Genomic DNA, 20,319 nt, shown 5'->3' on the forward strand with positions numbered 1-20,319 from the left:
CCTTCGGACGCCGCGGTCGGGGAACGCTCCGTCCCCCACGGCTGCGGCCGCTGCGCCCTCTGCCGGGCCTCGGCGACGTCGGCGGCCGTCAGCACTCGCATGACCTGAGCGGCCCTCGCGCCGGCCAGCTGCTCCTCCAGCAACAGTTGCTTGTGGCTAGAGACCGCCCCCGCATCCAATGGCGATGCGGCTGGGACCGGCGGGCAGGTCGGCGTAGTCGGCGAGGTTGGCGAGCAGCTCGCGGGCGCCGGGGGTGTTCAGGACGACGTCCTGGACGCGGGGGTTGAGGCCGTCGAGGTCGAGGATGTCGCGGGCGGCGGCCGGGTCGTGGAGCCGGTCGCGGACGTCTTCGATCCGGTCGGCGGCGGGCGGGACGGGGGAGCCGTCCGGGCCGGTGGGCAGGTGCAGGTAGCCGAACGAGGTCAGACGGATCGGGCGCAAGTGGAGGCCTCCTGCTCGGTGATGAGGGGCGGGAACACAGGGAGCGCCGCGCCCGGCCGGGAAGGGCGGGCGCGGCGCTCCGGGGTGGTGCTACTGGGTGGTGGTGTCGGTGACCACGAGGAACTGGTCGCTGGGCAGGTCCATCACGACCTGGGCGTTGGTGCCCCGGGCGCGCTGGGCGGCGGCGTACTACCTTCGGCTGGCCAGGTGCCGCGGGGCCTCCGGCGGGGGACCGTTCCAGTACGGTGCGGGCCTGCGCGGCAGTGGCGGCCATCAGGCGTACGCCGCCCTCCGACAGACCGAGGGTCTCGCGGACGTGCTCGGGGCTGTCGCCGTTGTTAAGCATGGAGACGGCGGTGGCGGTGAAGGCGTTGGCGGGCATCTGAGCTCCAGTCGTCGGGGCGTCGGCGGTGGTGAGGTGGGGGAGCAGGGGCACGAGGTCGTCCTCGCCGCAGGGCAGACCGAGCGCGCCCAGCAGGTCGGCGAGGTCGTCCTTGTCTCGGGCGTGGTGGGCGACCACCAGGGAGGCGGCGCTGTGCTGGTCGCTGCCGAGCGGGGTGAGTTCGAGGTCCTCGGCTGCGAGGGCCTCTTTCATGTCGGTGAACATGACCGGCCCTCCTACGCGGCCCTGGTGCGGGGCTTGCGCTGGGCGCTGTCCAGCAGCTCGCGGGTGCGCTTCTGCTGAGCCGCCGTGAGCGGCCGGGCCTTTGCGCCGTGGCGGTGCCAGAGCGGGGAGGCGAGGGCGTGGTCGACGTCGCGGTCGGTGCTGCTCATGGCGGTCCTCCCGGTGGAGGTCAGGCGTCGCAGCGCCGACCGAGGCGGCGACGTCGACGGTGCGGCCGTCGTCCAGGACGACCGGGGTGTGCAGCATCCGGACCAGCTGCTCCAGGCGGTGCGCGCGGCCGTCGGCGGGCAGGTCCAGTCCACGGCGAACTCATCGCCTCCCGAGCGCCTGGCGCCGAACGCGGCGAGCACGGCGTCTCCGGCCGGATGTCCCATCGTGTCGTTCACGGCCTTGAAGTGGTCGGCGTCGACCATGACCACGGCCACGCTGTCGCCGTGGCGGGTAAGGATCCGGCGGGCGCGTGCGGTGTAGGCGTCGCGGCGCAGCAGCCCGGTCAGCGGGTCCTTCCGCGTGGCGGCGAGCCGCTTGTGCAGCGCGATGGCGTGCACCGCCCAGCCGGTCAACGGCACGGCGGCGGTGATAAGGAGTGTGCGCGAGCCGATCCGGCCCCGGTGGTGCAGGACGGAGTCCATACTGAGGATCTCCCTCTCGTCTCGTACGGGTTGGGTGGGCCCGGGGCAGGCGAACTGGTTTGGACGCCTTGAGCACCTGTCCCGGGGCAGAGCTACAGCTCGAAGGGGCTGGAGTTGAGCCAGATGTACGGGCTCCTCCAGGGGCCAGCCTTCGCGGCGGGCCAGTCGAGCTCCCAGCCGGGCCGGTATCCGCGAGCGCCCCAGCCGTCCGGGCGCCCGTGGGGAATCTCAAGTCCGGCCCGCCGCGGCGCGTGCCGCGGCGTAGACCTCATGCGCGGCCTTCATGGCGGCGCTACGGCTGTCGGCCTGGCCAGTGAAGATGTGCACGACTTCCAGGCCGGGGGTCTCGGTGCTCCGTATGGGGACGTCGACCTCGAAGTAGGGCAGGGGCATGACGTCCATCTCCTCTCGTGATCGCGGCGCTTGAGGGACCACCGCGACCGCCCCGGGCCCCAGGCGGTGAGCCGAGGGCCGGGGCAGCACGGAGGGTCCGTCAGCCGCGGATCGCTTCGAGGGCTTGCTCCTCGAGGTCGGCGCGGCCTTCGGGGTCGTCGTCCTGGTCGTCGGCGTTGTTCGGGCCGTGGACCGTGCAGACGATGTCCTCGTCGGCCAGGTTCGCCGTTCAGCGCGCGGAACAGGCAGGTGACGCTGTAGGCGGGCACCCCACGCGTAGCCGTCACATTCGTCGTCGTGCGGGCACGGCACCATCACGTCGAACCCGACGCCACCCTCGCCGTCCACGTCGGTGCGCAGGGCGAGGGTGAGGTACTGCTGGCCGAGGCGGACCTCCGCGACGCGGTCGCCGCCAGCGACGTTCGAGCCGGGCTTCCAGCGCCACAGCGGCAGGATCTCCTCGCCGAACACCTGGGAGACGAGGTCCAGGTCACCGAGGCCGTCGCCGCCGTCCAGCCCGAGGCCGGCTTGCCGGGCCTCGCTCAGGCCCTCCAGGAACGGCAGCAGCCGGTAGAGGCTGTCGGAGAAGACGATCTCGGCGAAGCCCTCCGCCTTGAGGGTCCGGTGCGAGTCGACCATGTCCTGGCGCTGCTTGACGACCGTAACCTCCGGCACCGTGCGGTTGGCCGGTCGCGGGCCCTGCCGCTCGATGCACACGGAGCCGGGCGTGGCGACCATGAGCGCGATGGGGGAGCATGTTGTGCCGCTTGGCGGCGGCGACCAGCGGCTCCCTGGCGGCCCTGGTGACAATTGGTTGCGTTCCCCCGCAAGTTCTCGTGTTCAGTTAGGTACCCAGCGACCTGGGACTCATTGGAAGGACGAGCCTCCCTTGCTCCAGCTGGGCGTGGCTGTGGATGACCGGCATTGGACCGCCGCTGTCCCTCTCAGGGAGTGCGACCGAGATACGCGCAGAAGGGGCAACGAATAGTCCGGGCGAGCCCTTGAGGCGCCGGGCCCGGCGGCCTGTCCGCCTCGCTGCCGCGGCAGTCGGGACGTACGCGTCGAGGATCAGCTGCAGGCCGCGGCAGTCTTACGGTGAGCACGGGCCCGTCGAGCTCGCGGTGCCGCCGTTGAACAGTTGCTCAACGGCGGCGATGCGGGCCGACTGCGGCCACTCGTCGTTCAGGCAGGCCAACACGCTGATCACGCAACAGCAAGCGAAAACGTCGGCAATATGCTCCAATTCGGACATGAGTAACGAATCGCTCCCCAAGAATGCAGTGTTCGAGAAGCTCGCCGCCGGAGGCGTCGACGTATCCGAGGTGATGTCCCTGCCCGGCTATGTCGGGTCGATGACCGAGGGCCGTCCAGTCCAGCTCTTCCCATCCCTGCAGGATCTTTCGATCTATGTCGAGATCCCAGCCGACGCGATTCTTCACATGGAGAAGGCAGCTGAGACCACACTGCCCAACAATGGGGTCATCGTCTGGGTCCGCAATGACACTGAGGTGATCTTCAAGCGCACGCGGACCGTCCACACCATGGCCCGGTGGGTACGTCACGTGTTCGGCAGCCCGGACACACACACGGAATCGTCGGCGGGAGCGGGGGCGCCGCTCGTCACCAAGCCCCAGCTCGTCGAAACGAGCCGTGGTCGGTTGCGCATCATGGCCCGCGACATGATGGCCGCCGATGTGTGCCAATCGAGGTGCAACACGTGTCAATCGAGATGTCTGACGTGCCAGTCGCGCCCGATGTGAGCGGTGGCTGTCGGTGAAGCTCGACGATCTGTGCGGGTTCCTCGACGCTCGGTCCTTCCCGTCGGCGCAGGCGCGGGAGCAACCGGAGCGGGACGACGTGGCGGCGACACGAACAGCCGTCTCGGCCGCAGTGGGCGACGACGAGTTCCTCGTCGACTGTATGGCTCATGAACTGAACCTGGTCGAGAGCGGAGTGCCCCGGCGCGGGCTAACCCCGTTCTTCACCATGCCCGATCTCGGCATCCGGTTCGCCTTCGGCTACTGGCGACCCGGCAGCGCGCCCGGCCCGCACGAGCACACCGCATGGACCATCACCGCCGTGTGCCGCAACGAACTTGAGGTGCTGACCTACGACCGCGAGGAGTCCTACCGTAGGCAGACACTGGTCCCGAAGAACCGGTTCGAAGCACCGGCGGGACGTTCCGGCTTCATCTACGAGCCGTGCATTCACAACCCGAGCAACAACACAGACCGGTGGTCATTGTCGTTCCACGTCACCAGCCCTCGGGACGGGGAACAGTTGGTCGATGAGGAACGGTCGCTGCCCATCCTCGACGAGTTCGTGGCCCGAATGCTGGCCGATCGTGGCCATCCATACGACGGGGTGCTGGCTGCTCGGCAACGACAGATCGTTGTCCGCCAGGTGGCGCACTTGCTGGCCTCGGTCGACTCGTCCCAGGCCGACATCCTGCTGAACCGCTGCCATCGGGCTGGCACTACGGCGACCCGGCGATTCATCGAGCAACTTCGTGGCGGCGGCGCGGTGGCAGGATGCGACGACCATGCTTGGATGCTCGTCCGCACCCATCCAGATCTAGCGATGAGCTATCGGAACGATGAGCAAAGCGGCCTCGTCAGGCTGGGCGTGGAGACACCGGAGGGCTGGGTGGAGGAGCTGGCCATGAGCAGGGTGGCCCGCGACGCGCTCGCCTTCGCCGCGCGAACCAACGCCTTTGACGTACGTCAGTTGCCGGGAAATCTGTACGAGGACGAGCGGCGGATGATCGCCGAGGCCCTTGAGGAGTCCGGCTTGTTTACGAGGAACACGCAACCATGACGACCGTGGCCACGCACCAACCGCTGGACCGCCCACCGGCCGAGCCAACCGAATCGGCCCTAGACGCCGTCGACTTCGAGGCGCCCTACGTCATCGACAAGCTCGTAAAGGACCACATCGCCGACACAGTCGACGAAGCCGAGTGTCTCTTTACCGAGGCGAAGCGATTCATCGTCCTGGCCCAGTCGGATGCCGACGCGACCTGCGAGATGTACTCGGTACGGGTCGACGAAGCCTGGCACCAGTTCATCCTCTACACCGACGAGTACATGGACTTCTGCCGGCGCTTCTTCGGCCACTACGTTCCACACAGCCCTAGCAACGCACCGAAACAGCCCTCGACTCAGCATTACGAGCGAATGACCTTCGACGAGTTCAAGGCGCGCTACGAAGCCCTGTTCGGCGAGGCCCTCCCTGACATCTGGTACGACACACGCAACCTCACGACGTCCCGACGGGTCATCCGCGACGCGACCCCGAAGGTGTCCATCTCCCGGCACGACGGCCAATGCGATCTGCGCGACGACGCGGGCGACCTCGTCCTATCGGTCAACGACCTCGCTCACTCCGCACTGGAGTTCATCACGCGGACGGGAGTGTTCTACATTCGGGAACTACCTGGCGAGCTGACCGACGAGGAGAAGACGGCTCTCGTCGAGGCGTTGCTGGCGGCGCATGTGCTCCGTCCCGCCGCCTGACGTACAGACTCTACCCAGAACACCCTCACAGGGCAGCGGTCCCCGCCGTCCCCGCTCTGGTACCCGAACCACATGCCACTCGCTCGACCGACGCCTCCCCTGACGCTCGAACTCGCTCAATCATCAGGGAAGTGGAGTCCACCAGGGTCGGCAATCGGCGTGCCAGGCGGCAGGTCAGCACCGTGTCGAAGACGGCGACCGCGGCCGGGGGGCTGTCCTGCAGACCGGGTCGTCTGCTACCCGCTCGCGGCAGTCGTCGAGGGACAGGCGCCAGGTGCGGGGGAACGCCGTGGCGATCCGGGTCTTGCCGCTCCTGGCCGCTCCGATCGTCAGGTAGAGGCCGGGCGTGGGCAGGCCAAGTGCGGCCAGGGCGGATTCGATCATGCGGCTCCTCACGTAGGGCTGAAAGTCGACCGGAGGGTCAGCGCTGGAGCGCGTGGATGTTGTCGCCGTAGTCGTCGCCAGACGGGGTGGTGGCGTGGAGGTGGAGCGCAGGGTTGAACTGGGGTTGGAACTGCGGCGGGTGGTTGTGGACGATGGGCCGCAGGGTCAGGCCGCGCAGGGCGAAGATGCTGGCCAGTGCCCACATGAGGGCGGCCAGCCCGGTGGCGGCGGCGCGGCCTCCGGCCGGGGATGCGGACCAGACCATCGCCGGAGTTACGCAGCCGAACAGGCCCCACGCGATGCGCGCCCCGGAGTTGCGGAAGAAGCCGCCGATGGGGGAGAGCAGTCCGGTCAGCTGCCAGAAGGCGTACAGGGCGGCGGGGGCGACGGCGAGGTGGGCGGCCTGGTCGGCGAGGAAGAGCCGGATGGGCTGGTCGACCGTGCCCCACAGGCCGCTGCCGTCACCGGCGTTCGTGGCCGGGGCGGTGGTCAGGCCCTTGAGGGTGGCGCTGGCGATGTCGCCGGCGGTGTCCACCATCATGACGATGAGGCTGATCCCGACGAGCAGTCCGGCCGCCTTGATCCAGTTGGCGACCTCGTGCCAGCTGCCGCGCCGGGCCTGGAAGATCTCTTCCCACCGCTGGTAGAGGAAGCCGCCCTCTTCCCAGGACCCCTTCCACGCGGCGCGGAGCTTCGCGAGCCGCCTGGTGCCGTGCTTGCCGTCCAGTTCGAGGACCGGCGGCGGGGGAGTCTGGTCGAACAGGTCGAAGAAGGACGGGTTGTCCTGGCCGTTGACCGGCTCGTCGTTGCTGGGCATGGCGTAGCTGCTCCTTCGGCGGAGGTCGGTGGTGAGCGGTGGTGCGCTGGCCGGAGCCGGTCAGCGGATCTCGTTGCGGTGCGGGCGAAGAACGCGCCGCGCGTGATGCTGTTGTTGTGGATCTCGGTGTGGTGGGTGACCGGACCCTCATAGACGTTCTTGGTGACGGCGGAGCGCGCCTTGCTGATCACGCCGCCGATGGCGGTGGCGGCCATGGCCAGGCCCGCGAACGGCAGGGTGACCATCAGGACGCCGTTCAACGTGACCGAGGCCAGGCGCTGAGCACCAGCCAGGCCCCGCAGCCGATGCCGGTGACTCCGGCGCCGACGCCGATACTCGCGACAGCGATCCCGGCCGCCCAGGCGGGCACGATCCTCTTGTCGTCCTGCTTCACGGGCGGGGCGGTGCCGAAGGCCGGCGGCTCGGTTTCGTCGCGGAACGAGGTGGGGTGGTGGCGTACGGGCTTGCTCGCCCAGTCGTCGATCAGGCGGCGGGCTTCGGCCGCGGCCTCGGACTCGGGCATGCCGTGCTGGGTGTTAGGGGGTCCATCGGGGTTCTCCGATCACCGAGAAGGACGCCTGCTACAGCGTCCCCCAACTACAAGACCTGCTCGATGAGTGGCTGGTGCATTACCATCACCGGCCCCACGAAGGCCTGCGCCACCCTCTGATGCCGAGAAAGGCCCTCACCCCGAACCAGATGTGGGCCGCGCTCGTCGCCGTCGCCGGACACGTCCCCGTCCCGCTCACCGGCCGCGACTACCTGGAACTGCTGCCCGTGCGCTGGCAGGCCATCACCCCCGCCGGCATCACAATCCACCACCGCACCTACGACCACGATCTCCTCGCCCCCTACCGCCGCCAGCCCTCCCCCGTCGCCGGCCGCGGCGGGAAATGGCCTCTCCCCCGGCCGTCGCGCAGCGTGCCCGGGACGGGGATTTCTCCCCCACTGGAATGGGCGGAATGCCGCAGGTAGCGGAACTGGACAAGGGGCAACGCAGGCGCCGGCCAGGCGAGTCCGCTCACCGTCGGTGCGCGGACTCTGTCCACAGGCATCTGCTCTGAAGATCGCTTATGAGGGCGCCGCGATCGGCGCGGCGCCCCGTAAGTTCAGGAGCCGTCATGCCCACCACCAACATGCCGCTCGCCCCGATGACCCCGGACGCGGCCATCAGCGCGTTCAGCTACTTCCGGGCCGTCCAGGCCGACGATGTCGAAGCCGCCCGCGAGTTCTCCAGCGGCGAGCCGCGGATGCCCGAGCTGCTCGGCTCCAGTCCATGGCATGGGTGCGGACGCGGGCTTCTTCGCTCAGCCGTCGGACCCGCGCCCACTCCGCCCCGTACCGACCAGTGGCATGTGGGCGGCTCACCGGCCGGTGAGCCCTTTCCGGTTACGCAGTCAGCACCGGCAGGGCGTATGCGCCCGCCACCACAGCGAGGTACGCCGCCAAGGTCAGCGGGACGGCCCGCCCGGGGCGCCATGGGCGGGTGCCCAGACGCTCGACCAGCAGGTAATGAACGAGCAGCGAGAGGAACCAGGCCGCCGCGCCCCCGACCAGGAACAGGGCGAGAGGGCTGACGCCGGGCTGGCCGCGCTGCAGCAGCCAGTACACGGGAAGGTGCAGCAGAAAGAGGCTGTAGGACATTCGGCCGATCTCGGTGAGCAGGTCGACCGAGAGCAGCCGCGCCAGGGGGCCTAGGCCGCCGCAGAGCACTGCCGTCAGCACAGCCGCTCCCAGCACGACCACGACCGCGTACCAGTCCCCGCCCTGACCGCTGCGGCGAAGGGCGGCCGACACCGCCAGGGCCGCAGCCACGGCGAGGCTGGTCGTCGTCAACAGTACGGCGGCCGGGCGGGACACCGCGCGGCCACCTCGTTCGACCAGGTGAACGAGGCACGCGGCGCCGGCACCGGCCAACGGGGCGAGTGCCTGCATGCCGGTGACGGTGGCGACGCCGGGCAGTGCCCCGCGGGCTGCGGCGACGGCCGACATCCCGGCGATCAGGACGGCAACCGGTGCCACCGCAAAGAGTCGACGCCGGGCCAGGAGGCCGAGGAACGCCAGCACAAGTGACCACGCGAGCACGGAACCCGCGGTGAGGTCCCACAACCGCAGCGGAGCGAGCGGCGAGTCCGTCGCGCGGACGGCGCCCGGGAGTCGCCCGTGCGCCCAGCCGCCCCAGTCCCCATAGCCGAGGAGCGCCGACGGAACCTGCCGGGCCAGTTCGCGGATGACGCGTGGTGAGCCCAGCATCCAGCAGAGCGCGAGGGTCATGGCGACCGACATGAGCAGCGCGGGAGTCAGCCGCTTGGCTCTGCGGGCCAGGAAACCGACGGCTCCCGTCCCCCCGGTCGCCGTGGCCGTACGGAGCAGCGGCAAGGTGGTGAGGAAACCCGAGAGCACCAGCAGGACATCGACGCCGGTGCCGGCCCAGGAGAACCAGCGTCCGGCCGCACCGGTGTCCCGCAGGAGAACGGCCAGCACCGCCGCTCCCCGCAGACCGTCGACGGCGGCGAAGCGTCTCCCACTCGGCTCCCGGCCGGAGTCCCGCCCCGTCGACGGGGCCGGTTCGGCCGGGGGCTTCGAAGCAGGCACGGCGCTCGGCGGCGTCATGGAAGCGGCGAAGTCCGCAGGGGGCACAGTGCCGACCGGCTCGCCGAACGCGAACCGTCCTGCCTCTGCTTCCGGCGCCGGCCACATGAAGGGATCTCGATCCGTGATCCGTCCATTCCACCCTGCCCGAGGCTCCTCGGCGACCTGGGGGTACCCATAGTCCCCTGCCCAGTCTGGGGCCTGCCCGTACTCGCCGGGGCGGTCCGGAATCCGGCCGTGGTCGCTGGCCCAGCCATGCGGGCTCGTGCCGCCGCCCGGTTCCTGGGCACCTGCCTGGTCCCCGATCGGTCCCGGCTCCGAAGTCGGCCTGGCGGGCCATGGATCCGATCCGGTGTACGGATACGTCTGCTCCCACGAGGGTTGGGGACCAGAGCCGTACTCGTACCAGTAGGACCCGGAGGGGTTCGGCGGCTCGTGCCGACGGCGCTCTTCGTTCATCTCGGCCAGGTCCGAAAGCAGGAGGAAATGACGGCCTCGGCGGGACGGCCGAGGAAGGAGGTGTGGGAGCCGGTGGGGGCACCGGCCGCCAGGTCGGCGTGGAAGTCGAGGTTCCACCAGTACAAACCGGCCATGTCCCGGTCCCGGGCGACCTTGCAGGCCGCTTCGAACCAGCGCTTCTGCACGGTCGGGTCAAGCCTCCCGCCGCCCTTCCAGGCGGCCGGGTGACGGTAGGCGCCGCTCTCGGCGGGGATGCCGACTTCGGTCAGCACGATCCGGGGCAGTCGCCCGGTGCTCTTACGGTCCAACCAGCGCTGCCACCCCGCGGTCAGGTCCGCGACGGAGGCGTCGTCGCCGAGCCCGGAGAGGGGGAAGTAGGCGTCGACGCCCAGGTGGTCGACGGGGACGGGTATGTGGCGGGACACGTAGTCGTCCCAGTTGGCGTCGTAGGAAATCTCACCCGAGAAGGACCTGCGCGCTGCGGCGATCACCGAACGCCAGCGCGGGTCGCTCTCCAGCGACGTCAGCTCCGCCCCGATGACGAACGTGCGCGCGTGGTGGCGGGCCGCGAGGGCGAGATAGGGCGCGAGGAAGGTCTCGTACGACCGGAACCAGGCCGCCCTGTCGGCAGGAGCGAGGGAGCCGCGCCAGGCCAGGGGGTCGCGGGCGGTGAGGTCTCGTTCGTCGAGGAGCGGACGCAGCGTGATGCGCAGCCCGGCCGCCGCCGCGACGTCCATGAGCATCCCGAGGTGCCGTGCCGAGGGCGTCTGCGACGAGGCGCCGACCTGACTCGCCGTGGGGCCTGCGGTCGTGAACGGAAAGGTCATCGAGATCGCGTTCATGTGTTTGCCGACCATGTAGTTCACCAGGCGCAGTGCCTGGGTGCGCACGGACGAGTCCGATTCACCCCGGTACGTGTACCAGAGGACCTGTGCGCCGAGTTGGGGGTCGCCGGGGCGCCAGGGGCGGGGGACGCGTGCCGGAACCGGGTTCCGGGACGCAGAGGCGGATGCGGTGGTCGCCGCCGGGCCTCCCAATCCCGGTGTGACGCACCCGGCCGTCAGGAGGAGGGGAAGGAGCGCGAGAAGGATGAGACGACGCCGACGTGCGCGCATGCCGGTCAAGCCGGTTTCGCTATGACGACGAACTGGTTCTCCACACCGCGCAGCCAGCGCAGCAGCCCCCGGAAGGAACCGGCCGCCTCCCAGACCGCGAAGAACGGCATCAGGGCGACCACCGCGATCGGCTCCCACCACAGTCGGCGGCCGTTACCCGACACCGAAGCGTTGATCTTGAGGCCCTCCCAGTACATCCAGACCGCGTAGCCCATGGTCACCGCCCACAAGGGCAGGATCCACGGCGTGACGGGCGAGGTGTTGAGGTCGCCGAGGAGCGCGCCGACCGCGAGGACGACGCCGACGTGCTGGAAGGGGCCCATGACCCAGGTCGTCACGCTGTACATGAGCAGGGCTCTGGAGCGGCGCGGAAGGCTGCGGTTGAAGGCCAGACCCACCAGACCCCAGGACCAGCGCTCGCGTTGTTTGAGGAAGTCCCTCACGGTCGAAGGGGACGCGCCGTAGCTTCGGCCGGAGAACCAGTCACTGCGGCCCTTGTAGCGGCTGGCGAAGACCAGGGCCAGGTGGGCGTCCTCGCAGATGGAGTCCGGGCCGAAGTCCCAGCCAATCGTGGCCTCGACGGAAGCACGTAGCAGCAGCAGTTCGCCGTGCAGCCCGGCCAGCGGGGTGCCGCCGCCGGTGAGGACGGCGAAGCGGGCGATGTCGTCGGCAGGGCGTATCGCGTCGGCCAGCCAGGTCAGACGGTTGACGGCGTTCTCACGCGGGTAGGTCAGCATGCCCTGGGCCAGGTGCTTGCCGTCGGGGCCGGCGCGTCGCTGGGCGTTGATGAAGCGGGCGACCTGTTCGGCGGTGTCAGGCCCGACGCCGGTGTCGTCATCCATGTGCAGCACCCACACGTCGTCCAGGGCTTCGCCCTCGGCGATGCGCAACTCGTGGGCGTAGTGGTTGGCGCGGGCCTTGAAGCGGGTGCCGTTCGGTGTGCGGTAGGCCTTCGGCACGGTGACCACGCGGATCAGGGGGCTGGCGGCAGCCAGGGCGTCGATGCGGCCGACCGCATCGCAGCCCTCCTCCGTGAGGACGTCGATGCGCAGGGCGGGGAACCACCGCGGCAGGAACGCACAGTACGAAAGCACCGACCGCTCCAGTGCCGGGTAGGTGTCGTGCCGGCCGATGGTCGGAACGAGCACCACGAGTCGGTCGTGCAGCGCCGGGGCAGCCTCGGCCCAGTCACGTTGGCGGGCGATACGGCGGCGGGTCAGCACGGCACCGGTGATGCCGACGAGCGAACTGACCACGGGCAGCGTCCACAGGACGCTGACCACCCAGCCCATCAGGGTCGCCCTGGGGTAGTACAGCGCGGAGGAGAAGGCGTACGCGAGTACTGCGGTGACCAGGAACGGCAGGAAGCCAGGCTTCCAGGCGGCCTGACGCTTCACCAACCGGGCGGTGCGGCGGGACTGGGAGATGGAGATGCCATCTGCAGAGGCGGTCATGATCTCCCACTTGCCTTTCTAAAAGGCGACTTATCACTCAGAAGCCGAACACTCCCGACACGCCCCTGCAGAATCTTCTATCACGCTTGTGCTCTTTTCGTGAATGTGATTCCGCCCACGGACCTGTCGACGAGGGCGTGCACCCGGGGTTCGGTGGCCAATGACAGATCGTTTCGGTATTGGTGTTGCCGATGCTTCGTCGTCGCTTCAGGCAGGTGCGTCGGGGCGGTAGTGGCTCTCGGTGACCGCGATCCTGCCGCGGTGAGCGGGCCGCAGCCGGGGTGTTCGGCAGACTGGAAGCGAACGGCAACGAGCTGTACGTCATGTCCCGCGACGCCCCCTCAAGCCCGACGCCTCGGCTGCACCCGCCTGCCCCTCGCCGCCCCACAGCCGAGCCCCGCCAAGTCGGTCAAGATCTGCGCCCAGCAGTCGATCACGATCCCGCCCGAAGCAGAAGCCCGGCACCACCCGGTCTCGCCCACGGTGGCGAAGACTGGCAGCGCGTCTACTTCCGGCTCCGCAACAGCGTCGAAGGCTTCAACGGCTTCGCCAACCGAATGGCGCCAGCCGCAGACGGCCGCCGCTTCGCGGGATGCGGCGAACTTCACCGCGTCCATCTTGCCGACCAGTTCCGCAGGCCGGACATCCAGCAGCGAGTGCCCGCCGTCCCCCATCACGGCCAGAAAGTCGGGGATGTGCCCGGCGTGGCCGTCGACGTGCTCAAACGTCAGGGCAAAGCGCTGCGGGATCACCTCGATCACCGTGATGAAGTCCAGGGCCAGCAGTGCCGCCCGCTCCTCCAATGACTCAAAGCCGTGCTTGCGCCCTGTCGAGACCAAGAACTCCAGCCCCGGACGATGCTTCTGCTTAGCCCGCCAGGTGAAGCCGCGGACCGGCTTGGAGGACAGCAGCGGCACCAAAGCACTGGCCAGATGACCTCCGATCCCTTGATCTGCCACGCAGCCGTCCAGCGGCTTGCCCAGTTGCCCCGCATCACCAGTCGCGTACGGGCCACATCAAGGCCCGCGTAAGGCGGCTTACTGATCATTTCAGAGTGAGGTTCGGAGCCGTCTCAAGCAGATGATGCTGCAGGCGGGTTGGAGCAGTCCGGGGTGGAGGTCGGCTCGTATCTCGTAGCGGATCCGCAGGCGCTTGAACTGGTGGAGCCGGGCGAAGGTGCGCTCGACGACCCACCTGGTCCTGCCCGGGCCGGATCCGTGGGCGGTGCCCTTGCGGGCGATCTTTGGCGTGATGCCGCGAGCGCGGAGGAGCCGCCGGTACGTGTCGTAGCCGCGGTCGGCGAACAGCCGCCGTGGTCGGTGACGTGGCCTGCCCACCAGGCCGCGGATGCGGGGTATCGCGTCCAGCAGGGGCATGAGCTGGGTGACGTCGTGACGGTTTCCGCTGGTCAACGACACCGCAAGGGCGTTCCGTGCCGGTCCGTGATCACATGGTGCTTGCTGCCCCGGCGGCCGCGGTCGACCGGCGAAGGACCGTGTGAGCCCCCTTTCAGGGCCCGGACGTGCGAGCCGTCGACCGCGGCGTCCTCCAACAGTCCGGCCTTGCGGAGTTCCGCGAGGAAGATCTCGTGCAGGCGGGGCCAGACGCCGGCCTCGGTCCAGTCCCGCAGCCGCCGCCAGCACGTCACCCCGCTGCAGCCGATCGCCTCGGTCGGCACGTCCGCCCAGGTCACACCTGTGCGCAGCACGTAGACGATCCCCCGCTGAGCCGCACGGTCATCCGCCGGCAGCCGGCCTGGACACCGCCGACGCCGCGGTGGGCGAGGCGGGAGCAACGGAGCGACACGATCCCACAGGTCATCAGGCACAAGATCATCCGATACCCTCTCGGTCAGGACCTGGCGCAAGGCCATGGTCAGCGACGTCGCCCATGAACTGCGCACCCCGCTCAGCACCATCCGCAGCTGGCTCGAGGCGGCCCAGGACGGCCTGGCCGCCTCCGACGAGGCGTTCGTCGCCTCCCTGCTGGAGGAGGCCCTGCTGCTCCAGCACATCGTCGACGACCTCCAGGACCTGGCAATGGCTGGCTCATGCTGCCCCGCCGCTTGGCCCGCGACTACGAGACCCTGCCCACCCGCTCCGAAGCCGTGATCCACATTGCCGTGACCGACCTGATGGCCCGTCGCCTCACTGGCGAGAACACCATCTCCTGGCGCGACCCGACATCACAGACCAAACAGCGAATTCCGGTTAAAACATCAGGATAAAACGACCTCTCAGGCGCAACGACAGTCTTCGCTCGGTGACCGTGCTGCTATTTCTCGTGAACATCCACGGGTCTCAAGATCCGCAACTGCTGTCGAAACCGGCAGACAAACGCTGCCGCCTGAAGTGAACGAAGCCAGTCAGCCATGGTTTGCCGAGGGCTACATGCCTCACGTCCTTCTCCGAACCAAAGGAAGTAGCGGCCGGACGATCAAGTGCCGCAAGTGGACGGCGGGAACGGGCCAGGCCCCGCCCTCTGGACCGCGTCCGTCCGAGGTAACCGGCCTCGAACAGGGCACGCCGTGCTGATTGCAGGCCCGTCGCCGGGCCATCGTGGTGCAGCAAGCTGGAGCTACGGATGGGATACGCGGATGCCGGAATCAACCGAGGCCATGAGTCGGCGCAGTCTGCTGATGACCGGTGGTGCGGTGGCGACCGCCGTCGCCGCGACGGGCGGGGCCAGTGCTCTGACCAGGGAGGAAGCGGTGTCGCAGGGCTCGCAGAGCGGTGCCAACGCCGGCCGGGCAAGGATTGACGTCCACCACCATTTCACCGCTCCGGCATGGGTCGATTGGGCCGAGCGTGAGGGCCTGGTGCGGCGGCAGGAACTGCCGTGGTGGGCGCGCTGGGATCTGGACTCCACTCTGGCGCTGATGGACCGGGTGGGCATCGCAACGGCGGTCCTCAACCCGACCATGCAGGACCGGTACCGCTCCACCGCGCAGGCCAGGGAAGGCCTCACTGTCGTCTTCGAGGCACTGGCCGAGCTGGTGGCCGCGCACCCGGGCCGTTTCGCGATCCTCGGCCCTGCTGTCCTGGACCATCCCGACGTGACCACGTGGGCTCTCCAACACGCTTTCGACAAGCTCGGTGCCGTTGGAGTCAGCGTGAAAGCCAACTACAGCGGTATCTACCTCGGTGATCCCTCCTACGACCGCTTCCTCGCGGAACTCGACGAACGCGCCACGGTCCTTTTCACCCACCCGCTCGACCTCCCGGGCGGACCACCCGGCGTGCCCACCGTCCCCGGAATCCCGAACTTCATGTGCGATTTCCTGCTGGATACCACGCGTGCCGCCGTGAACCTGATCCGTACCAGGACACTCGACCGCTACCCGCACCTGTCAGTCGTCCTGCCACACGCTGGCGGGTTCCTCCCTCAGATCGCCACCCGCATGAAGGCCTTCGGAAGCTTCTGCACCCCACCCCTCGATGCTGCCCGTGTACAGGACTATCTCCACCGCTTCTACTACGACACAGCGGGCCCGCTGGCCCCCTCGGCCACGCTGGTGGCCACCGCCGGTGCCGACCGGATCCTCTTCGGCACCGACTGGCCGGCGGCCTCCGCCGACATCATCACCAGCTTCACGGTGCCAGCCGTCGAGACCGACCCCGTCCTCACCAACCGCCAACGTCGCGGCATCAACCGTGACAACGCCCTCCGCCTCATGCCCACGCTCAAGCGCACCTAGCTCTATAGGTTCGCTCCGGTAAGTGCATGAGTACTCTCGCCGAGACCCCAGCCGAGCGGATCGCCGGTGGCCTCGCCCTGGCCATACACCAGCGGCTTATCCGGCCCGGCGAACGGCTCCCCTCGCAGTCCAAGCTCATGGCCTCGTACGGCGTCGCCATTGGCACCCCGTCCGCCGCCCTGGGCAAACTTGCGGCCACCGGCCTCATCCGGACCGTGCCCGGGGCCGGGACGTTCGCCGTCCGTCCGAACCCCGTGCTGGACTTCTTCGCGGCCGCCTCCCTGTGCCGGACCCTCACCGCGCACTCCTTCGGTCCGGGCTCCGCCCCGGTGCTGGAGATCCGCGTGGGCGAGGACGTCGACACGTCCGGGGGCCGTGAGGGGCCGCTGACGCGCCGGGTCGACGTCTCCGCCCTGGAGGACCTGGACCGGCACGTCCTCCGGTGGATGAGCGAGGCCCTGCTGCCCTCCGCGCGCCGCCTGGTCGCGGACGGCCCGTGCGAGGGCGACGCGCACGTCATCGCCACGGCCCGGCGATCCTGCGCGACGGCGGCCGCCGCCCCGAGGACCAGCCCGCATCGCCGTCCACGGCGGCCCCACGCCCAAGGAGGAGGCCGCCGTAGTGCTGCGGATCTGGCCCGAGCGCGACGAGCCCCGCGAACCAGACAGCCCGCCGTTCTAGGCGCCCCCTAACTCCCGACCGAATCACCGACACGTCCAGGAGGACGACCACACCGAAGAACACGCTCGGTGGAAGGGCCCGGAGTCCGCCGCCCCTACGACGTCCCCGCCTTCACGCCGCGGATCCACGTAGGTCAGGCGCGGTGCAGCGTGCGGCTGATGCGTCGGCGCAGCACATACGCGCCTGCTCCCAGGCCGCCCAGGAGCGCGAGTTCGCCGACAGGCGTCGAGCCGGAGGTGGCAAGACCGCCGCCACCGGTGTGCATGCCCCCCTTCGGCTTGTCGTGCTCACCACCGGCTTCCTTGTACTCGTCCTTCTTGTACTCGTGGTCGCTGCTGTAGGAGTGGTCGTCCTTGTCCCCTTCGCCGGCGCTGGAGGCGTAGGCACCAGGGGCTGCGACGGCGAGGGCCGCCGTTGCCGCGCCCGCGGCGAGGAGAGTGCGGGCAGAACGCATGCGTCATTCCTTCCGTCGCAGCCTGCGTCAGCTGACGTACTGCCAGCTGGTGGAAACCGCGGCGGCGACGTGGCTAACGTCAACCCAGATGTGCGCGCACCACCGCCCAGGCGGGTATCCGGGTGAAGGCATGTCAGGTGAATGGATGAGGCACTCGACTGTCCGTGTCACGCGAGCAGCCAACGGCACTCATCCGGACCCTTTGGATCATTCGGCCGTGTCCCGCTGGCGCATGCCTGCACTGCGGATCAGGGGTTACTGACCTTTTCGGGTTGCCTTCGGGTAGTGACGTTGCGTGATCCCTGCGGTATGCCGGTGTTATGCGGTACGCGGATGGTGGGGGCCTGAGTGCTGAGCGGCGGGCTGCGCGTGAGCGAGCGTTCGGTGGAGCAATGGCGCCGCAACTGGCGTGAAGGCGGCATGGAGGGGCTGAAGTCGAAGGGACCCTCGAAACTGCCGAAGCTGTCGGACGAACGCTTCGATGTGCTGGAAAAGGAGCTGGCCAAAGGTCCGGCCGCGCATGGCTGGGAAGACCAGCGGTGGACTCTGGAACGCGTCAGCACGCTTGATCGGCCGCCAGTTCCAGATCAGCTGCTACATCGCGGGAGTGTGGCGGCTCCTGCACCGCCACGGCTGGTCCTGGCAGAGCCCGGCCCGTCGTGCGCTGGAACGTGACGAGCACGCGGTCGAGCTCTGGAAGAAGGACGTGTGGCCGCAGGTGGAAGCACCGCGGCGGCGCTTGGGGCCTGGATCGTTTTCGAGGACGAGGCCGGGTTCGCGATGACGCCGCCACGCGCCCGCACCTGGGGCCGGCGCGGACAGACTCCCGTGGTGAGAGTGAGGGGCCGGTCCCGGCGGCGGATCTCGGTCGCCGCGATGTGCTGCTACCGGCCCGGCGAGAGGTCCCGGATGATCTACCGGCCCCGTTTCCACTCCTTGCTGAAGGGTGCACGCAAGAGCTTCGCCTGGCAGGACTACCGCGACCTCCTGGTCCGCGCGCACCTGCAGCTCGGCGCTCCGATCATCGTCGTCTGGGACAACCTCAACACCCATCGCACCGCTGGCCTGCGTGACTACGCCGCAGGCCACGACTGGCTCACGATCGTCCAGCTCCCCTCCTACAGCACGGACTTGAACCCGGTGGAAGGGGTCTGGTCCCTGTTACGGCGAGGCCCGATGGCCAACACCGCGTTCACCGACCCTGACCACCTCACCCGCACCCTCCGCCGCGGCCTCGCCCACATCCAGCGCCACCCGGAACTCATCGACGGCTGCCTCACCGAAACCGGTCTGACCCTCAGCCCCGGCACCCGAAGCTAATCCGACAAGGTCAGTAGGGCGACTCTCCCCCCGGTCTCGTTTCTCTGTGCTGGTTTTTCCGGTTGGATCCGTGAGGATCACTTCGGGTGGGCGGTCACCCTCGTCGTGATCGCCGCAGTAGCCCCATCAGGCGTACTCCGCCCGCGCGATCCGCGAGCACCTGCGCAGCCGCGGCATCCGCGCGGTGATTCCGGAACGGGCCGACTCGCAGGCCGACCGGCGGCAGCGCGGACAGGCGGGGCGGCACCGCCGGCCTTCGACCGCGAGGCATACGAGCAACGCAACACCTTCGAGGGGTGCATCAACCACCTGAAGCGGGTGGCGCGGCATCGCCACCCGCTACGAGAAGACCGCGACCGTCCACCTCGCCGGACTTCACATCGCGGGCGTCCTCCTCTGGTCTGCCCACTGATCCAGACGAAACCGCCTGGACGGGTCCCAGCCCGGTACCGGATCCCGGTACCGGGCTCGCCCCTTGAAGCGCGCCGCTCAGCGGCTGATCAGCTGCTGAGCGTTGTTGTACATGATGTCGTCCTGGGCGGACTCGTCGAGTTCGGCGATGAGCTTGCGGAAGTCGCCGGGGGCGGCCAGGCCCTCCGCGTGCGGGAAGTCGGAGCCCATGACGATGGACTCGTGGTAGCCGAGGCGCTTGACGACGTTCACGATGTCGTCCTCCGGATAGGGCACCACGCGGACGTGCTTGCGGAAGACCTGGCTGGGACGCTCGTCCAACTGCCCGCCGATCCACGGGCCGTTGCGGCCCATGCCGCGGCTCTTGTCCATGTGACGCACGAAGTGCGGCACCCACTCGGAGCCGAACTCGGACACCAGGACGTTGATGTCGGGGAAGCGGCCGAAGAGGTTGTCGAAGATCAGCGCGGACAGCGTCTCCTCGACGGGGCGCTGGCCGTAGGTGTTCTGCCACTGCCAGGCCGACATCCGGAAGTGGATGGGGTGCGGGTCGTAGCCCCAGGAGGGCGCCACCTGCGAGTTGTAGTAGAACTCGCTGATGTGGTAGCAGACGCTCGCCTTGGCCTCGTTGACCAGCTTCCAGAACGGGTCGAAGTACGGGTCGCCGGGCGAGCGGCCGTACACGGGTCCGGTGGGCAGCAGAATGAAGCGGGCGCCCTGGTCGAGGACGTACTCCAACTCCTTGACGGCGCTGGGCAGATCCCGCAGTGACAGCAGCGCGGGGGCGTAGATGCGGCCCTGGTGGTTGAAGCCCCAGACCTCGTTCATGTACCGGTTGAAGGAGTGGTAGTTGGCGTAGAGCGGCTCCACACCCTTCACGTACTCCTCGGCGACCAGCGCCCAGCCGCCCGGGTAGATGATCGTCTGGTCCAGGCCCTGCTCGTCCATGACGCGCAGCCGGGCCTCGCGGTTCTGGTACGACTCGTGCATCGGCTCGAACTGGTACGTCTCCTCGGGATTGCCCGAGGCCATCGCCTTGAGCATCTCCTTGAGCGAACCGGGACGGTAGACCTGCCCGAACTCCGGTTCCAGGCATACGACGATGCGGTCCCCGGCGAGGATCACCTCGCGCCCGTCCGGCAGGGTCACCGGGGCGACGGCCGCACCGAGGAACTCCTTCGGAAGGTAGCGGGTGAAGGAGTCCCGCTCCTCGTACATGTGCTGGTCGCAGTCGAAGATGGGCTTGCGCTGTTCGGCCATGGCGTCGCCTCCGGGCCCCAGGAACTATTCAGTACGCCTTCTATAATTATCTAACTGATTAGAGAGCGC

Annotated in this window: 23 protein-coding genes and 3 pseudogenes; 13 read left to right on the forward strand and 13 right to left on the reverse strand. The window is 68.9% G+C overall.

Annotated elements, in window-relative coordinates:
- Positions 1 to 156: 156 nt before the first annotated feature.
- Positions 157 to 441 (reverse strand): hypothetical protein, encoded by a 285-nt coding sequence (locus tag ACIBVL_RS25805; RefSeq protein WP_399100197.1) that lies wholly within the window; start codon positions 439 to 441, stop codon positions 157 to 159.
- A gap of 109 nt (positions 442 to 550) precedes the next feature.
- On the opposite strand from ACIBVL_RS25805, the gene ACIBVL_RS25810 reads away from it, so the two are divergent.
- Positions 551 to 1,126: a hypothetical protein gene (locus ACIBVL_RS25810; RefSeq protein WP_399100198.1), complete on the forward strand. Its 576-nt coding sequence runs from the start codon at positions 551 to 553 to the stop codon at positions 1,124 to 1,126.
- On the opposite strand, the gene ACIBVL_RS25815 is transcribed toward ACIBVL_RS25810, so the two are convergent.
- Together ACIBVL_RS25815 and ACIBVL_RS25820 are read right to left on the reverse strand one after the other, a co-directional pair.
- Positions 1,060 to 1,698: a GGDEF domain-containing protein gene (locus ACIBVL_RS25815; RefSeq protein WP_399100200.1), complete on the reverse strand. Its 639-nt coding sequence runs from the start codon at positions 1,696 to 1,698 to the stop codon at positions 1,060 to 1,062. The two genes, ACIBVL_RS25810 and ACIBVL_RS25815, sit on opposite strands and share 67 nt — an antisense overlap.
- A gap of 228 nt (positions 1,699 to 1,926) precedes the next feature.
- A complete protein-coding gene (locus tag ACIBVL_RS25820) occupies positions 1,927 to 2,829 on the reverse strand; it encodes a hypothetical protein (protein WP_399100202.1) in 903 nt (300 codons plus the stop codon).
- Between the two features lie 512 nt (positions 2,830 to 3,341).
- Between ACIBVL_RS25820 and ACIBVL_RS25825 the strand changes: the two genes are divergently transcribed.
- From ACIBVL_RS25825 to ACIBVL_RS25835, 3 genes are read left to right on the forward strand one after another with little or no spacing between them, the layout of a single operon-like run.
- Complete coding sequence (locus ACIBVL_RS25825) at positions 3,342 to 3,851, forward strand: hypothetical protein (protein WP_399100204.1); 510 nt, start codon at positions 3,342 to 3,344, stop codon at positions 3,849 to 3,851.
- 13 nt (positions 3,852 to 3,864) lie between these two features.
- A complete protein-coding gene (locus tag ACIBVL_RS25830; protein ID WP_399100206.1) occupies positions 3,865 to 4,908 on the forward strand; it encodes a hypothetical protein in 1,044 nt (347 codons plus the stop codon).
- A complete protein-coding gene (locus tag ACIBVL_RS25835; RefSeq protein WP_399100208.1) occupies positions 4,905 to 5,606 on the forward strand; it encodes a glycine-rich domain-containing protein in 702 nt (233 codons plus the stop codon). The genes ACIBVL_RS25830 and ACIBVL_RS25835 overlap by 4 nt, the downstream gene beginning before the upstream one ends.
- A 174-nt stretch (positions 5,607 to 5,780) precedes the next feature.
- On the opposite strand, the gene ACIBVL_RS25840 is transcribed toward ACIBVL_RS25835, so the two are convergent.
- The 3 genes from ACIBVL_RS25840 to ACIBVL_RS25850 form a co-directional block, all read right to left on the reverse strand.
- Positions 5,781 to 5,990 carry a hypothetical protein gene (locus ACIBVL_RS25840; protein ID WP_399100210.1) on the reverse strand — a complete coding sequence of 70 codons (210 nt, stop codon included), beginning with the start codon at positions 5,988 to 5,990 and terminating at the stop codon, positions 5,781 to 5,783.
- 37 nt (positions 5,991 to 6,027) lie between these two features.
- A complete protein-coding gene (locus ACIBVL_RS25845) occupies positions 6,028 to 6,807 on the reverse strand; it encodes a hypothetical protein (protein WP_399100213.1) in 780 nt (259 codons plus the stop codon).
- A 256-nt stretch (positions 6,808 to 7,063) separates the two neighbouring features.
- Positions 7,064 to 7,330 (reverse strand): hypothetical protein, encoded by a 267-nt coding sequence (locus tag ACIBVL_RS25850; protein ID WP_399100215.1) that lies wholly within the window; start codon positions 7,328 to 7,330, stop codon positions 7,064 to 7,066.
- 146 nt (positions 7,331 to 7,476) lie between these two features.
- Here ACIBVL_RS25850 and ACIBVL_RS25855 point away from each other — a divergent pair, with 146 nt between their 5' ends.
- A complete protein-coding gene (locus ACIBVL_RS25855; RefSeq protein ID WP_399100217.1) occupies positions 7,477 to 7,782 on the forward strand; it encodes a hypothetical protein in 306 nt (101 codons plus the stop codon).
- A 414-nt stretch (positions 7,783 to 8,196) separates the two neighbouring features.
- Here the strand turns inward: ACIBVL_RS25855 and ACIBVL_RS25860 are convergent, their stop codons facing one another.
- The 5 genes from ACIBVL_RS25860 to ACIBVL_RS25880 form a co-directional block, all read right to left on the reverse strand.
- Positions 8,197 to 9,420: an acyltransferase family protein gene (locus ACIBVL_RS25860; protein WP_399100219.1), complete on the reverse strand. Its 1,224-nt coding sequence runs from the start codon at positions 9,418 to 9,420 to the stop codon at positions 8,197 to 8,199.
- A 434-nt stretch (positions 9,421 to 9,854) separates the two neighbouring features.
- On the reverse strand, positions 9,855 to 10,973 hold the full coding sequence (locus ACIBVL_RS25865; RefSeq protein WP_399100420.1) for a glycoside hydrolase family 113: 1,119 nt from the start codon (positions 10,971 to 10,973) through the stop codon (positions 9,855 to 9,857).
- A gap of 5 nt (positions 10,974 to 10,978) precedes the next feature.
- Complete coding sequence (locus ACIBVL_RS25870) at positions 10,979 to 12,427, reverse strand: glycosyltransferase family 2 protein (RefSeq protein WP_399100221.1); 1,449 nt, start codon at positions 12,425 to 12,427, stop codon at positions 10,979 to 10,981.
- 341 nt (positions 12,428 to 12,768) lie between these two features.
- A complete protein-coding gene (locus tag ACIBVL_RS25875) occupies positions 12,769 to 13,386 on the reverse strand; it encodes a hypothetical protein (protein ID WP_399100223.1) in 618 nt (205 codons plus the stop codon).
- Positions 13,387 to 13,476: 90 nt separating this feature from the next.
- Positions 13,477 to 14,300 (reverse strand): IS5 family transposase gene (locus ACIBVL_RS25880; RefSeq protein WP_399100226.1). Its coding sequence is split into 2 segments (ribosomal slippage): positions 13,477 to 13,844 and positions 13,844 to 14,300, totalling 825 coding nucleotides; the frame shifts between segments, so codons are not numbered across the junction.
- Between ACIBVL_RS25880 and ACIBVL_RS25885 the strand changes: the two are divergent.
- The 4 genes and pseudogenes from ACIBVL_RS25885 to ACIBVL_RS25900 form a co-directional block, all read left to right on the forward strand.
- Positions 14,290 to 14,472, forward strand: a pseudogene (locus tag ACIBVL_RS25885) (histidine kinase dimerization/phospho-acceptor domain-containing protein); the annotation flags it as partial. The gene ACIBVL_RS25880 and the pseudogene ACIBVL_RS25885 overlap by 11 nt on opposite strands.
- Positions 14,469 to 14,654, forward strand: a pseudogene (locus tag ACIBVL_RS25890) (IS5/IS1182 family transposase); the annotation flags it as partial. The pseudogenes ACIBVL_RS25885 and ACIBVL_RS25890, both read left to right, overlap by 4 nt.
- 369 nt (positions 14,655 to 15,023) lie before the next feature.
- Entirely contained in the window at positions 15,024 to 16,124 is a 1,101-nt protein-coding gene (locus tag ACIBVL_RS25895; protein WP_399100422.1) for an amidohydrolase family protein, read from the forward strand.
- A 26-nt stretch (positions 16,125 to 16,150) separates the two neighbouring features.
- Positions 16,151 to 16,816 carry a GntR family transcriptional regulator gene (locus ACIBVL_RS25900; RefSeq protein WP_399100228.1) on the forward strand — a complete coding sequence of 222 codons (666 nt, stop codon included), beginning with the start codon at positions 16,151 to 16,153 and terminating at the stop codon, positions 16,814 to 16,816.
- A 122-nt stretch (positions 16,817 to 16,938) separates the two neighbouring features.
- On the opposite strand, the gene ACIBVL_RS25905 is transcribed toward ACIBVL_RS25900, so the two are convergent.
- A complete protein-coding gene (locus ACIBVL_RS25905) occupies positions 16,939 to 17,259 on the reverse strand; it encodes a hypothetical protein (RefSeq protein ID WP_399100230.1) in 321 nt (106 codons plus the stop codon).
- 348 nt (positions 17,260 to 17,607) lie between these two features.
- Between ACIBVL_RS25905 and ACIBVL_RS25910 the strand changes: the two genes are divergently transcribed.
- The 4 genes and pseudogenes from ACIBVL_RS25910 to ACIBVL_RS25925 form a co-directional block, all read left to right on the forward strand.
- Positions 17,608 to 17,934: a hypothetical protein gene (locus ACIBVL_RS25910; RefSeq protein ID WP_399100432.1), complete on the forward strand. Its 327-nt coding sequence runs from the start codon at positions 17,608 to 17,610 to the stop codon at positions 17,932 to 17,934.
- Positions 17,867 to 18,043, forward strand: a complete 177-nt coding sequence (locus ACIBVL_RS25915) for a winged helix-turn-helix domain-containing protein (RefSeq protein ID WP_399100424.1) — start codon at positions 17,867 to 17,869, stop codon at positions 18,041 to 18,043. The genes ACIBVL_RS25910 and ACIBVL_RS25915 overlap by 68 nt, the downstream gene beginning before the upstream one ends.
- Positions 18,040 to 18,579 carry a transposase gene (locus tag ACIBVL_RS25920; protein ID WP_399100233.1) on the forward strand — a complete coding sequence of 180 codons (540 nt, stop codon included), beginning with the start codon at positions 18,040 to 18,042 and terminating at the stop codon, positions 18,577 to 18,579. The genes ACIBVL_RS25915 and ACIBVL_RS25920 overlap by 4 nt, the downstream gene beginning before the upstream one ends.
- A 127-nt stretch (positions 18,580 to 18,706) precedes the next feature.
- A pseudogene (locus ACIBVL_RS25925) lies at positions 18,707 to 18,991 on the forward strand (transposase); the annotation flags it as partial.
- 77 nt (positions 18,992 to 19,068) lie between these two features.
- Here ACIBVL_RS25925 and ACIBVL_RS25930 read toward each other — a convergent pair.
- Positions 19,069 to 20,250, reverse strand: coding sequence for an amidohydrolase family protein (locus ACIBVL_RS25930; protein ID WP_399100235.1), 1,182 nt, complete (start codon positions 20,248 to 20,250; stop codon positions 19,069 to 19,071).
- Positions 20,251 to 20,319 lie beyond the last annotated feature (69 nt).

Origin of the sequence: Streptomyces sp. NPDC049687 (assembly GCF_044465285.1) — a bacterium.
In the GTDB taxonomy this organism is placed as follows: domain Bacteria; phylum Actinomycetota; class Actinomycetes; order Streptomycetales; family Streptomycetaceae; genus Streptomyces.

What these genes read in the sequence shown, in the direction of transcription:
- ACIBVL_RS25815 (WP_399100200.1), bottom strand. Translation starts at nt 1,698, where the DNA reads ATGGACTCCGTCCTGCACCACCGGGGCCGGATCGGCTCGCGCACACTC.
- ACIBVL_RS25820 (WP_399100202.1), bottom strand. Translation starts at nt 2,829, where the DNA reads ATGGTCGCCACGCCCGGCTCCGTGTGCATCGAGCGGCAGGGCCCGCGA.
- ACIBVL_RS25825 (WP_399100204.1), top strand. Translation starts at nt 3,342, where the DNA reads ATGAGTAACGAATCGCTCCCCAAGAATGCAGTGTTCGAGAAGCTCGCC.
- ACIBVL_RS25835 (WP_399100208.1), top strand. Translation starts at nt 4,905, where the DNA reads ATGACGACCGTGGCCACGCACCAACCGCTGGACCGCCCACCGGCCGAG.
- ACIBVL_RS25840 (WP_399100210.1), bottom strand. Translation starts at nt 5,990, where the DNA reads ATGATCGAATCCGCCCTGGCCGCACTTGGCCTGCCCACGCCCGGCCTC.
- ACIBVL_RS25845 (WP_399100213.1), bottom strand. Translation starts at nt 6,807, where the DNA reads ATGCCCAGCAACGACGAGCCGGTCAACGGCCAGGACAACCCGTCCTTC.
- ACIBVL_RS25850 (WP_399100215.1), bottom strand. Translation starts at nt 7,330, where the DNA reads ATGCCCGAGTCCGAGGCCGCGGCCGAAGCCCGCCGCCTGATCGACGAC.
- ACIBVL_RS25855 (WP_399100217.1), top strand. Translation starts at nt 7,477, where the DNA reads ATGCCGAGAAAGGCCCTCACCCCGAACCAGATGTGGGCCGCGCTCGTC.
- ACIBVL_RS25860 (WP_399100219.1), bottom strand. Translation starts at nt 9,420, where the DNA reads ATGACGCCGCCGAGCGCCGTGCCTGCTTCGAAGCCCCCGGCCGAACCG.
- ACIBVL_RS25865 (WP_399100420.1), bottom strand. Translation starts at nt 10,973, where the DNA reads ATGCGCGCACGTCGGCGTCGTCTCATCCTTCTCGCGCTCCTTCCCCTC.
- ACIBVL_RS25870 (WP_399100221.1), bottom strand. Translation starts at nt 12,427, where the DNA reads ATGACCGCCTCTGCAGATGGCATCTCCATCTCCCAGTCCCGCCGCACC.
- ACIBVL_RS25895 (WP_399100422.1), top strand. Translation starts at nt 15,024, where the DNA reads ATGCCGGAATCAACCGAGGCCATGAGTCGGCGCAGTCTGCTGATGACC.
- ACIBVL_RS25900 (WP_399100228.1), top strand. Translation starts at nt 16,151, where the DNA reads ATGAGTACTCTCGCCGAGACCCCAGCCGAGCGGATCGCCGGTGGCCTC.
- ACIBVL_RS25905 (WP_399100230.1), bottom strand. Translation starts at nt 17,259, where the DNA reads ATGCGTTCTGCCCGCACTCTCCTCGCCGCGGGCGCGGCAACGGCGGCC.
- ACIBVL_RS25920 (WP_399100233.1), top strand. Translation starts at nt 18,040, where the DNA reads ATGACGCCGCCACGCGCCCGCACCTGGGGCCGGCGCGGACAGACTCCC.
- ACIBVL_RS25930 (WP_399100235.1), bottom strand. Translation starts at nt 20,250, where the DNA reads ATGGCCGAACAGCGCAAGCCCATCTTCGACTGCGACCAGCACATGTAC.